Source organism: Vibrio sp. S/42/10, assembly GCF_029890535.1.
In the GTDB taxonomy this organism is placed as follows: domain Bacteria; phylum Pseudomonadota; class Gammaproteobacteria; order Enterobacterales; family Vibrionaceae; genus Vibrio; species Vibrio cyclitrophicus.
In genome coordinates this window covers 327,777-340,952 of record NZ_JAKMZC010000002.1, presented here as the reverse complement: position 1 = coordinate 340,952, position 13,176 = coordinate 327,777, and the positions used below count along the sequence as shown (strand labels likewise).

The following is a 13,176-nucleotide window of genomic DNA, read 5'->3' as shown; positions in this document are numbered from 1 at the left end:
CTGCTATTGAGCTTATATTTAGACCAATTAGGTAGGGGGACGTTTTCGTCATTTCTAGTTGGACTGATGCCCTTTTATTAATACTATTGACTTAATACGTCTTATTGGTGCTCTCTACTTAGTGAACGTACACCAACATCTCAACATCATCCCCTTCTAAGTTTGCGCTGAGTAAGAAATGCAAATAACCCGCCTCGCTCACCGGAATTTGCAGATATTCATTACTACCTGTGTAGTTCGACGTATACTCGTGTTTCCCTGCGGTTGGCCAATATGAGCGACTAGCAAACAGATCGACATTACCGGTATCTGATTGAGTCGCTTTTTTATCCGTTAACCACACTCGCACCTCCTGCACACCTTCAGGAACATACACCGCAGCATAGCGGCGTTGATGAACAGTAAGTATTTGTGGCTGACCTGACTCGAAGATTATTGGTGTTAAATCATCTTGTTCTTGGACTGGTGGTAGCGTTTCTGTTTCTAACGATGCCAATAGTTTTACGTCATTGAAATCGGTGCGCCCTGCGATACTCATGTAGTAACGACCTGTTTGGATGTAACCCGACGCTTCTGGCTCAAACGTCACAACTTCATTACTGCCGTTACCGTATTGACTGAACTCGAAATCATAATAATGCGCCTCTTTGTTGTAACTCATATAAAGGTCTGCATCACTTTGACCCAGAGCACTACCTTCAATCGAAACCTCAAAATGCGTGGTGTTCTCTGGTACATCGACGTAGAACAACTGCTCACTGTACGCCTCGCCGCTCAACACCACACCTTGGTTTGCTGCAAGCACTATGGCTTGGTCTGTTGGATTTGTAGGATCAGTTGGTTCTGTGGGATCAGTCGGCTTTGTTGGTTCACTTGAAACAGTGTCTAGCCAACGCTCAAACTCACCATTGTATTGCAGCCCAAGCACTTTCACTTGTTGTGCCCATTCTGAAAATTTGCCAGCACGAGACAGTGCCAATAAGCTTTGTACCTCTTGAGGATGTTCTTCTATCATAAAGCGCACCGCCAAGTAGCCCCATCGGTAGATACGGTTAGAATCATGGGAGTAAGTGGTCGCAAGCACATCCGACAAACTCATCTTCCCGCTACGAATCAAACCAACAGCGGCATCGTAACCTTGCTTGTAATGCATGAACTCAGCAAAACCTTCTAGCCACCACACAACGTAACCATGTGCCAAGTTGTCGTTAAACGACCCGTATTGGTTAAAGCGCGCATCGAGATAGTGAGTGTACTCATGCTCTAAATTGAGAATTGAAAGGTCATCGCCGTTAGCGTAACGGTAAGCTACAAAGCGAGCGACGTTACCCACTTCTGATGGGTTTCCTTCTAAGTACTGACCACCGTTGTCTGTGGTGTTTCCAAACAAGAATGCAGAGTAATCAGTGTAGCTACCTTTACTGCCAAACACCGCGACTTCAACTCGCTCGTTATTATCGTCGGCGACAGGTTGTTGACCTGTGTTCGCTATTTGATGGAAGTCCGCCTCTTTCCCCGCGAGTACATCACACGCTTCTTGTGATTGTGCTTGCGTTAAATCTTGAGAACGAATAATCGCAGGTCCTTGGCACTCATGACGATTGGGAAGTACACGCATTGATAAATCACGCTTTGCTTGCTCTAAATCCAATCCATTCAAGCCGTCTGGCGCGTAATACCCCATCATCTCAACCGCCGCTAACCAAAGCTTGTCATGCTCACTACCAAGTGGGTTTTGTACCATCACTTGCTGCATAAAACGCAGCGCTTTGTCTTTCGTTGATTTATCTGGGCTTGCCAGCAAACGACCGGTTTCACGCACGGCGTTATAAACAAGGAAGCTCGCATCAGTATCTAAAGCCCACGTGTTATCACGAGCGAATACCGCCAACGTATCGATGTGCTGGGTATGGCTCGCCATGTAATCGTAGAAGTCATCTCTAGCTGCGTGCCCTGCCATTGCTCGAAACAGGTTGTTTAACCCGTCGACCCATTGTGAGTCTTGCGCCGTTTCTTGATTAAAGTGACGTAATGCCGCAAGTTGAGCATCCATTGTTAGTGGCAATTGCTTAACGTTATCGACCATTAACGTCAGGCTCTTCATTGCCCCGACTTGTTCGCGACCTTGGTCTAATGCATTTGTATTCGCAAGAAAAGCATTGGTCGATTGAGCAAAACGTTGACTCAAGGCTTTAGAGAAATCTTCAGCTTGCGCGTTATAGCGAACGTAATAAGCGGCACGAACAAACTCACCAAGGTTTTCGATTTTACGGGCTTGTTGTTCTTCCCCTCGATAGCCGGCAACTTCCAAGCTCAGCGCGATTTGAATGCGGCTAAGACTCGCTTCACTATAAATATTATTTAATGCATTTTCCGGTGCAGAGAACCAAGATCCATAGCACCTATTACTTGCAGCAGAGACAGAAAGAGCAAGATCAGCGGCCTGTTGAAGATCAATGACATCACATTGATGTTCGGCAAAAGAGAAGCTGGAAACACTGGCAAGGATGCAAGCGATCGCCAAACGATGACGCGGGAATAAACGGGTATGAGACATACTACACTCATTAGTTAATTATATATTTTGGCTCGCCGTTATATTCCTTGCGATTATCAAGGTGAATCTAGTTGCTTATGATTTATGAGATTGGTTCAAAAAATAGATATTTTTCATAATTTTATAAATTTAAAAGCTTATGCTCACCTGATTAGATCATATTAAAACTACAACTAACACATACAAACTGTTGATAGTAAGACAGTTTATTTTCATGTTAATTAAAACAGATATGATAAAGCTATATTGTTAAGGACGAGCACAAGTAGTAAACTTGCGCCCAATTGTGCAACATGTTTTATACAGTGCGAGCACAGGTAAAGTCACTATTACCCTGTTAGTGGCGTACCACATATCAATACTAAAATTAGTGCTCGTAAATCATGACTCGTGCAGACCAAATAATAACTATTATATAAACCTAGGCTAAGTTAACTCCATGAAATTAAAGTTGTCTTTAGACTCACTGTTGGCTAGCAGTCTGCCTATCGAAAAGAAACAGCGAACGCTGATCGAGATCATGCTCAACGCCTATCTGCCTCAAGAACGTACTGTGCTTTTCCAAACCATTACAGACTATCGCAGAAGCCAATTAGAATCGCTCTTCCCTAAACATCAAAACAAAAGCTTATCTGTATTATTTGAATTGATGAGCTACCGCGATCTCCTACAACGATATCCAAACACTTTGTCGATAGAAATGGCTTCGCTGGAAGCCATCGTTGGCCACTGTTATAAGCATTGGTTAGATTTTTGGTGTGAATGTGAAATTGCCTGGATAAAAGCAAAGGCACCCATCGATGTGAACGAGACACTTCATGTAGAACTACCTATCAAAGACAGTGCTTATTACGGTGCAATTATTGAACAGATAGAAGCTTCTTCACTTGTGGTACAAATACCCAGCCACCCTCAAGCCATGCCAATCTGTGATGCCATTGCTTTATGCAACCTTGAGGTTTTCATCAAAGGTGAGAAATGGTTTGAAATGTTACCTTTACTGCACCTATCACAAACAGGTAAACACTTTGTCTTACTCAAACATCCAACTGGTGAAGTACACACTACGCTGGTCTCATCTGCCTTAATTCAAGATTGGTCGAAGAATGAAACATGGCTAAGTTACGCGCCACCATTTAGCAATGAACAATGGCAATACTGTTTACCTAAGCAGGGTTACGATGATTTAGCAGGATTACAACTTTTCACACCACCAAAACTGCCGAAATGTCATTCTCTCGTAGAATTTGATAATCACTTCCAGTTACAATTGTCTGACAAAAACGCTGTGTGTGAAGTGTTGCGCTTGACAGTAAGTGGCAATACTCAACAAAAACTCTATTTTCTCTACCTTGCTCAGAAAGAATTGATGAATGCCTTACATCAAATAGAGTACAAAGTCGGCTTCACTATTATCGAGCAACCTTTCATGCTCCAATTTTATCAAGCTACCGATCCCAAAGCGTATTTCCATTCTGGATATTGCGAGTTGAATGACGACGGTACAACCATTTATCGTGGGTTCTGGAATTTCGAAGTGATGACCAAAGTATTCAATAACACCGATTTTCGTCGCTACAAGCGCACAGTGCGGGACAATAGAAAGCTCAGTTCTATAGAAAAAGTAAGCTCAGTAGATAAATCCAGTTCAGTAAAAAGAGATGAACATGTTTGATTTCGGCCTAGAGGCGATCGCTTATGCCAAAGCAATAACGCTCCTAATGACGGCAGCAATCGTCGTAATGTGGTTGCTCTACTATTGCTATCGCCTTAAACAAAAAAGAGAAGTAATCGCAGGCACGCATCATGTACCTTACATTGCTTATTCCGTCTGCATCATTGCTTGGATTGGTAGCAATGCTTATTTCCATACTGAGTTGTTACCGGAACTTGGCGCTTCGGCCGCTGTGTTTGCGGCAAAATTTGCCAACCTTGCATCTTTCTTTGCGTTTGCCTTCGCCTACTACTTCTCGTGTCAGCTCGCAGCCGAGCAACGCAATGGCAAAGTACACTTATGGCAACAAGCCATTTTCGTCAGCTCATCTGTCTATTCCCTGTTTATTAATTTAAGTCCAGGATTAACCGTTGAACACGTCGATATTACCGGCCCAAGCCAATTCGTTATTGAGTTTGGTCCTCATACGCCATACTTCTTTATCGGACTGGTGAGCTTTGTTGTCCTAACCTTAACCAACCTTGTCGCTATGCGAACCAATAGCAGCAAACTCATACTCGCCAAGACAAATTACATGATTGCGGGCATCTTAGTTTTCATGCTTTCAACTGCGACCATTCACCTTGGCATGACCTACTTCATGCGTGATTTCTCACTGACCTGGCTACCACCTGCTTTATCGATTAGTGAGATGATGTTCGTTGGTTATGCCCTGCTTACTTCACGCTTTTACAGTGTGAAATACCTCGCTTATATGAGTCTCAACGCGCTGTTAGTCTGCGCGATTCTAGTGATACCTTTCGGTGCAATCTTCATCCCACTGACCGATGACAATCAGTGGCTAGTAGCCATTCCTATCTGTGCGCTGATAGGCATTACTTGGCATGTACTCTACAAACGCGTGAGCCACTACGCCTCCCTCTTGGTTTACAGAAACAAGAAAACGCCAGTACAACAAATCCTTGCTTTGGAAGACGATTTCAAACTTTCGATTGATGATGCGATGCGTCGTTTAGGTAACCTGCTGCAGATACCAGAAGACAAACTGCGCCTCGTCAATAGCAACTACAACGAGACTTTTTACGAAGAGTACCTTTCAACCAATAAGTCCGTATTGTTATTCGATGAACTTTCTGAAGAACTCGATTACTCAGAGCCTACGAAAAGCTCTATCAAGGCGCTTTATGACAAAATGAGCTCGAATAACACCGCCTTGGTTATGCCTCTATTCGGCAAAGGCCAGTCTGTTTCGCACTTATTGATATCGTCACACAAGAATAACGACCAGATGTTCTCTAATGAAGAGATCCTAGCACTGCAAACCTTATTAACTCGTGTGCAAAGTACCATCGAAGCCGATCGTCGTATTCGCCAAAGCCGAGCACTAGCTAACTCGATTGCTCATGAAATGCGTAATCCTCTCGCTCAAGTACAATTACATTTTGAAGTGCTAAAGCAGCATATTGATAACCAAGCACCGGCTAAACAGATATTACTCGATATCGAGAATGGCCAAACGGCTATTCAGCGTGGGCGTCAGCTGATTGATATCATCTTACGCGAAGTCAGTGACAGTTCTCCGGAGCACGGTCCCGTTACCATGACCTCTATTCACAAAGCGGTGGATCAGGCGGTAAGCCAATACGGTTTCGAGAATGAGAAGATTATTGAGCGAATTCGTTTACCACAACATGCTGATTTTGTAGTAAAACTCAATGAAACCTTGTTCAATTTTGTCATTTTCAACCTGATACGGAATGCGATCTATTACTTTGATTCTTATCCAGAAAGCCAAATAGAGATCAGCACTAAAGCCGGATCATACGAGAACGTTCTGATCTTCCGAGATACAGGCCCGGGCATTGACGAAACCATAGCTCACAAGATCTTTGATGACTTCTTCTCTTATCAAAAAAGTGGAGGTAGTGGACTAGGATTAGGTTATTGCCAACGCGTGATGCGTTCATTTGGCGGCAAAGTTGAATGCCACTCTAAACTTGGTGAGTTTACAGAATTCCACCTTTACTTCCCTGTGGTGCCAAATGCACCCAAAGCAGATGCGCTTCGTACGCCTTACTTCAATGATTGGAAAAGTAATCAAACCGCAACTGAAAACAAAACCAACGCCAAGGTTAAGCCAGATAACCAAGCGGAAACGCAACATTCAGAACCAAGAAGTACAGTAACCCCAGAAAACCATTTGGCTCCAACCGTGCTTATCGTCGATGATAAAGAAGTACAACGCACGCTTGTTCAGATGTACCTGAGTCGACTTGGTGTAAATAGCTTACAAGCCAAAAACGGTGAGAACGCCGTTGAGCTGTTCAAAACACACAAGGTCGATTTGATCTTAATGGACGTACAAATGCCGATAATGAATGGTTTTGACGCAAGCCAAATCATCAAGGCACGCTCTCCTCAAACGCCAATCATTGCTTTGTCCGGCGAATCAGGACAGAACGAGTTAGATATGATCAGCCAGTTGATGGATGGTCGCCTAGAGAAACCAACCTCTTTGAATGCACTGCAACACGTGCTCGATAACTGGCTTGATAAAGGCTGGGCGTCAAATGCTTCCAAAGAAGCCGAAGGTGAAGAGTAGATGGCTAATGACTAATGGCTAATGACTAATGGCTAACAAGTTAATCAACGACTGATAAAAAATCCCCTCAAGAAAGGTTCTTGAGGGGATTTTTATTTGGGGATATTTCAGGAATTAGAAGAAATACTAAAGCTCTTTAATCTCGATCTGACGCAGCGTTTCCATGTACTCCAAAGTTTCATCCACATCGACTGGCTCATATAAGTGCAACACTCCCGCCCAGCCTTCAGACACTTCAAAATCATAAGCTTCACCTGAGCCACAGTTAAATGTCACTGACACCGTGCCATCACCGTTATCACGCATGGACTCGCCCGACGCATAGAAATGCTCAGAATCAATCCAACCGTCCGCACCATAGGTTGTCAAAGAGTAATAACCACCACGCCCTACAAAGTCCAAGTTTGGTGTTGGAATCCTCCATTCTTGGCAGCTTATTGTCTATAGTGAAACAGAGCGACGTATTATTCCCATGCTCAAAGCTACTGGCCAATTCGCTTTCAAATGAATTTTCCTTTGTGCAGTTTCCTCACATGCCCAACATGCCAAATGGCGACATAGGCATGACTATCGGGCGTAAACATCGCAATCAACCGAAAATGCGCTGGTTGGAATCATGTATCGAAGAGGTATTCAGAGGCTAGGGCCTCTAAAAAGTAGAAAACAAAGCTCGCCCTTACTGGTGATTAGCCTCTGCCATCGCCGTTTCAATCAAATCCAGCAGCCATTTGTATTTAGCTGAATGTTGGTTTTTCTTATGAAGATAGGCGAACACCTCCATCTCCTCGGTTCCCTCTTCCAATCCCTCAATCCCTCAATCGCGATTGAGCGCAATACACCTTTATGTTGTTCAATCACAGGAGGCATACAAGGGGCGATAATATTAGAGTGCTTGATCGTTTCAATTAACCCAACGATAGAAGTAGTCCGAAGCGCCATGTTAATCGATTTACCTTGGCTTATGACTTCCTCTTCCAATCGCGAGTGCTTGTTTTGGTCGAAGTAAGCGAGGTCAACATGAGCGAAAGGGAACGCCAACAAATCATCAATCGTTGCGATGGACGCCTTGAAAGGATGACCTTCTCTTACTGCCAGTACAAACTTTAAGGTCACGAGAGGTACGGCAATGATCTCAGCAGGCAAATTCTCAGCTTCGAAATGAATGACAAAATCAATCTCATCACTCTTAAGTCTTTCTAGGGAATTTTGGGAGCTAGTATGGCTTATCAGTCTTGAAAATGGACTTTCTACTGATAGCTGATGAAACAGTGCGGGAGTCAACCAAGGCAGAACATGAGGATTCGCATCAATTTTAAAATCTTCACTGAGGTCCACGGGATTAAACTGTTTTCCTTCTTCTATCGCCGTGACCAATCCATCCAATAACGGAAAAACGCGCCGATACAGGTCGTCCGAATAAGGCGTGGGTAAAAACTGCTGATGGGACAGCACAAACAATTCTTCACCTAAGGATTCTTTAAGTTTCTTGATGCTTTGGCTAACTGCAGGTGTCGAGACAAACAACTTCTCAGCCGCTTTTCTCAAGCTCTTTTCCTGATACACCACCACAAACACTTTCAATAAGTTCAGATCGACATTGTTCAGTTTCATGAGACACCATAAAGCACTGCTTAACGAATGGTTAAGTTTATATGAATTAACTTAACAAAGTCCACTTTGTATAGTTATCCCACCTTCACGAAGACACGGATGTAGTGAGATAACTCTATGAGGCAACTATGTTATTACAACGTTCCATCCTAACTCTAACCCCTCTCTTTTTAGCAAGTAACGTTCTCGCGGAAGAGGCCGAAATTCAAGATATGTCAGACCCATTGGCGGTCTACACACAAGCCGGCTTCGGCTACACCGACAAGGGCTTAAACCTAAAAGTTGGACAAACCTACGACACTGGTAGTGATACCACCATGGGCATGAATGTGTTTGAAATCAAAGGTATCGCTGGTGAGGCTATTGGTTGGAACGGTCGAGATGCAGACGACAGTATTGATTCCATCCGCTTTAGAAACTTTGGTGTAGACCTAACTAACGGCCGAGGCACTCAGGTTGATATGTCTTGGGATTTCGATAGCAACCAAGGCAGTGCGTCTTACAGCTTTATTCAAGCATTACCACAAATGGGCATGTTTAACTTCTACCCGCTTGCGGGTGTCGGTGTTGCTGCAGGTGAAGAATTGGTTGAAGGCACTGGAGGCAATCTCGACGCCGATCAGCTTCGCGACCGCTACAACATGCACGGTACTTTCTACGTCGCAGGTATGTACGCCAAGATGCAACTGACTGACAAGATTTGGCTGAACTATAACCCAATGTATTTAGGCACAATGTCGGGGTCTTCAACATTCAAAGATTTTGGCTTTGAGGGCAGTGATTCTGTACTCGCACATGAGTTTGCAGCGAGCTATCAGATCACTCCAAGAGCCAACGTTCGTTATTTCGCAAACTGGACTGAAAACACCAGTATCGAAGACGGTGATCACCGCATCGAATTTAACTATCAGTTTTAACTAAACATTTCTAACAAAGCAGTTTTAACTGAGCATTTCTAACGAACGGTTTCAAATTCAGCGAGAAGCTTCAAATAAAAAAAACAAGCTTCGAATTTTTGAGGACACAACATGAACATTTTATCTAAAGCAATAGCCGGCACTCTCACTTGCCCACTACGATCGACAGCGATGCTTGTTTCTGTAACGGCCTTGTTTTCAGCAACAGCGATTGCAGGAAACGATAACCCAACAGAAACTCTTCAAACACGCGCGGGAGACTTCACTTTCGAAACCGACTTTCTTCACGGTATTCCAACACAAGAAAGCTCAGCACAATTGTTTGAACTGATGGACTATCAGCGTGCGTCACAAGCTTACATTTGGTCGGTACCTTTAGTTTCAAACTACGCATGGAAACAAGCCTATGCTGATATGGGTGCTGAGGACGGCCAAATTACTTATGTTGAGTCTCACGAATCTAAGCTAGGAGGCTTAACTTACAACACCTCTACGCCTTACGCGATTACTTGGTTTAACGTAGAGAAAGAGCCCGTTGTTATAGAAATTCCCACAGATGAATTGCGCGGCGCAGTACACACCATGTGGCAAATTGGTATTTCTCAGATGACAGAGCCAGGCGTCTACGTGGTAAAAGCCAAAGGAGCAGAAACACCGAGTAATCTGCCAAAAGGCGCTAAGGTATTTGAATCGGATACCAACTACGTTTTCTTCGGTGTTCGCTTAATGGCAGAGTCAGATAAGCAACGTATGAAAGACTTAGAGGCTCTCAAAATTACAGACCTCAACGGTAAGCCACTGAGTGATAACGGCGTAAACTTCCCTGAGCGTGGTGAAGATGCCAAACACCCAAGAGGCATGGCATTTTGGAATACGCTGAATGAAGCCATTCAAGCTGAGCCGGTAGCAGAGCGTGATCGCATGATGCACGACATGCTACGCCCACTGGGTATTGAGAAAGACGAAGCATTTGCCCCATCAGCTCAGCAGCGTGACATTTTAGAGCAAGCTGTCGTCATGGGTGAAGCTATGGTTAAGAACATCGACTTCAACAAAACGGAACGCTTGCCACACGCAGCTTACGGTAATGAAGGTAATTCGTGGGAAATAGCAACCGCTTCGACTCCGAACCAAGATCGTGACTACGGTATGGATCTCGATGGACGTGCGGCTTGGTTTTATGAAGCGGTGACCAACGATATTGCCATGCACGGTTTTGAAAACGGCGGTTGGGGTCAGATCTACCTAGACAACTACCGTGATGACAATGCAAATGGGCTTAATGGCAGCAATCACTATACTTTGACGTTGGATGGCGATGTTAATTTCGCCGATTTGTTCTGGACGATCACTGTTTATAACGTTGAGAACCGCGCCATCATCGACAACGACATTGAGCGTGCCGATGTAGGTTCAAACATCGAAGGAACGGTCAAAGACGCACAAGGTAATTACACCTTCCACTTCTCGCCAACTAAACCAGCAGGTGTGAATGAGGCTAACTGGGTGCAAACCCGAGAAGACGAAAACTGGTTTGTTTACTTCCGTGCCTACTCACCAAGTAAAGCGTTTGTAACGCAGCAGCCAGAAACCTTATTGCCTAACTTCAAGCGTGTGAACTGATCATCAAAAGCGAGTCACATATGATCTGTTCACGCCACAAATAACTATCAGGCTTACAGATCAAAACAAAAGAGGAGCCTCAGGGTTCCTCTTTTTTACTTTGGCTAAATAGTAAAAACTAAGGGAATCGTCTTAGGAACCTAACCCAAGGTGAAGAGTCGATGGAAAGTAGCTAACAAGTTAATCAGCGACGAATAAAGTAACACCCGTTTCTTGGTTAATTGAAATGGATTGCGCTACTCCATTTCTTATCAACCTTAGACTGATAACATCCGAGCACCACTCGATATCAGAAACTCGAACCTCATCGTTTTGCGTCAAATTATGTACCGTGGCAACTTTAAGAACCGCTTCTTGGCTACGCAAAATCGTGTAAGCTAAATCACTGGTTGCAGGGTTGTCTGGCGCATACCCCAACAACAGAGTCGCTGAACTATCCGTTATCAGCTGCTGATTAAATTCGGTTTGTCCATCAATCGAATAACGTAAATTAGTGGACGCTTTAAGAGGCATCTCATGGCAACTCGTCATTCTTGCTAAAGGCCCATCTAGTGGATTGTCGCAACCTTGTGCCTCTGCCAAAGCACAGTGTTGTCCTCTGATATGCCAGACCAAATCCAACTGTTGTTGGTGAGGATTTTCCGCGGTATTGAATTCAATCGCCACATCCCCTAACCACAGAATTTGACGACGAAACACAACGTCTTTGTACGCGGCTAAATCCCACTGAACAATAGTATGGCTATCGACCGTCGGTAACTCACCACACCAATCTGTTTGTGTGTCTAACCATTCGTAGGACTGTTCTTTTACAAACGTATTCACCTGAGGGTTGGCTGGCGGTTGATTCTTCTGATTCACCGCCAAGGTGTTGTGCGTCACCGTATTTTTATAATACCCATAATGCAGTTCAGCACCGTACCCTGTTGTTCCCAAGTCAGGCAAAATTTCTTTACCATTTCGAGTAACGATCATCCCTAGTCGATCATAGTGATCATGCTCACCACCATACGGAGAGTGCTTAATTAATAGCATGTTATCGTGCTCTCGATCGTGCATGATCGTGACGCCTGATTGTTCTGCATGAATAGACTGGCACATGAGCAGCTCTGCCACAGGTAATGCATCAACACCGTACAACAGTGCGTCGATATTGTTGCGTGGCTTATCTTGATAGATGCTCTGCAACGCCGATGCAAATAAAGCGTCTCTGAACTCACGATACCCGAATTCGAACAAGTGGCTATGAGTTAACTTCTCTTGACCCGCAATACAGTCGTTCAGACGTGGAAAGTCACCCGTATTGATGAGTAGCTTGAGCGGGAACGCCAACATGGTATGGAAGTTTGGTACCGATTGTAGTGAGTACTCTGTTTTACATGCCATTTTTTCGAAATTCAGAAGTGCTTGTAAAGCGTAGTAATGATAATGGATAGAACCTTCAAACCATAAGCCCTCCCCCTTTACACCATACTCTAACTGATACTTCAAGCCATAAGGCGTGCTCACCGCAAAGTCGATGAATTTTCGGTCACCAAGTATCAAGCCTATCACACCAATAGTCGCAGAAATTTTCATTTCATGGTTATGCAATTGATCAGATCGATGTTGCATCAGGAATTCAGCGCCTTCGCGTAACAAGCGCTGTTCAATAAACAATTGCTCTTCGGTATTCAACTGATCTTTAACGAAATCATAGCCTCGGGCAAAATCAATATTGCAATTCGCTTCGCAAAGAGTCTGCGCGTTTGCTTTGCCTGGACCATTGTATGGAATACCGCCATGTTCTTCGTAATTCGGGTAGTATTCAGCATAACCTAATAAGATCTCACGAACTTTTTCGAAGTATTTGCGGTCTTGAGTAATGTGCCAAAGCAAGCCTAGGTCATTACACGCTTTCGAATTGAGCCCATTAAGCCAACGCCACCATGCTCCGTCATAAGGTTCCCCAGTAAGCACCTCGCCATCAACAGGGCATACATGTTCAGTGGGTCGGTCTCTATCCCAACTTAAGCGAACCCCATGCGTGGGGCAAAAATAATATAAATTCCATGTTGCGCGGGCATCAGGTGGAACGAGAGTGTCTGAAGTAAGCACAACCTGATTATCTTGAATAATTTGTTCGATTATCTCTTGGCTGGCATTTTGACGAATGACCGCCATTTCCTGAGAGGTAAACTGCAGCATAATG

General features: G+C 44.2%; 7 protein-coding genes and 1 pseudogene. 4 read left to right on the top strand and 4 right to left on the bottom strand.

From position 1 onward, the window contains the following. Positions 1 to 118 precede the first annotated feature (118 nt). The gene (locus L8S15_RS03780; protein WP_016794522.1) at positions 119 to 2,557 is read right to left on the bottom strand and encodes a M9 family metallopeptidase; all 2,439 of its coding nucleotides are present in this window, start codon (positions 2,555 to 2,557) and stop codon (positions 119 to 121) included. Positions 2,558 to 2,996: 439 nt separating this feature from the next. On the opposite strand from L8S15_RS03780, the gene L8S15_RS03775 reads away from it, so the two are divergent. Together L8S15_RS03775 and L8S15_RS03770 are read left to right on the top strand one after the other, a co-directional pair. Beyond that, positions 2,997 to 4,232 (top strand): acyl-homoserine-lactone synthase, encoded by a 1,236-nt coding sequence (locus tag L8S15_RS03775; RefSeq protein ID WP_016767888.1) that lies wholly within the window; start codon positions 2,997 to 2,999, stop codon positions 4,230 to 4,232. Next, complete coding sequence (locus L8S15_RS03770; RefSeq protein ID WP_280572018.1) at positions 4,225 to 6,834, top strand: hybrid sensor histidine kinase/response regulator; 2,610 nt, start codon at positions 4,225 to 4,227, stop codon at positions 6,832 to 6,834. The genes L8S15_RS03775 and L8S15_RS03770 overlap by 8 nt, the downstream gene beginning before the upstream one ends. A 126-nt stretch (positions 6,835 to 6,960) precedes the next feature. Here L8S15_RS03770 and L8S15_RS03765 read toward each other — a convergent pair whose 3' ends face one another. Both L8S15_RS03765 and L8S15_RS03760 read right to left on the bottom strand, forming a co-directional pair. Further along, the gene (locus L8S15_RS03765) at positions 6,961 to 7,236 is read right to left on the bottom strand and encodes a hypothetical protein (protein ID WP_010431347.1); all 276 of its coding nucleotides are present in this window, start codon (positions 7,234 to 7,236) and stop codon (positions 6,961 to 6,963) included. 274 nt (positions 7,237 to 7,510) lie between these two features. Beyond that, positions 7,511 to 8,445: pseudogene (locus L8S15_RS03760) on the bottom strand (LysR family transcriptional regulator). Between the two features lie 128 nt (positions 8,446 to 8,573). Between L8S15_RS03760 and L8S15_RS03755 the strand changes: the two are divergent. Both L8S15_RS03755 and L8S15_RS03750 read left to right on the top strand, forming a co-directional pair. After that, a complete protein-coding gene (locus tag L8S15_RS03755; RefSeq protein ID WP_280572017.1) occupies positions 8,574 to 9,362 on the top strand; it encodes a hypothetical protein in 789 nt (262 codons plus the stop codon). A 111-nt stretch (positions 9,363 to 9,473) separates the two neighbouring features. Next, positions 9,474 to 10,985, top strand: a complete 1,512-nt coding sequence (locus L8S15_RS03750; RefSeq protein WP_010431355.1) for a DUF1214 domain-containing protein — start codon at positions 9,474 to 9,476, stop codon at positions 10,983 to 10,985. Between the two features lie 180 nt (positions 10,986 to 11,165). On the opposite strand, the gene L8S15_RS03745 is transcribed toward L8S15_RS03750, so the two are convergent. Next, positions 11,166 to 13,172, bottom strand: a complete 2,007-nt coding sequence (locus L8S15_RS03745; RefSeq protein WP_280572016.1) for a heparinase II/III family protein — start codon at positions 13,170 to 13,172, stop codon at positions 11,166 to 11,168. Positions 13,173 to 13,176: the final 4 nt, after the last annotated feature.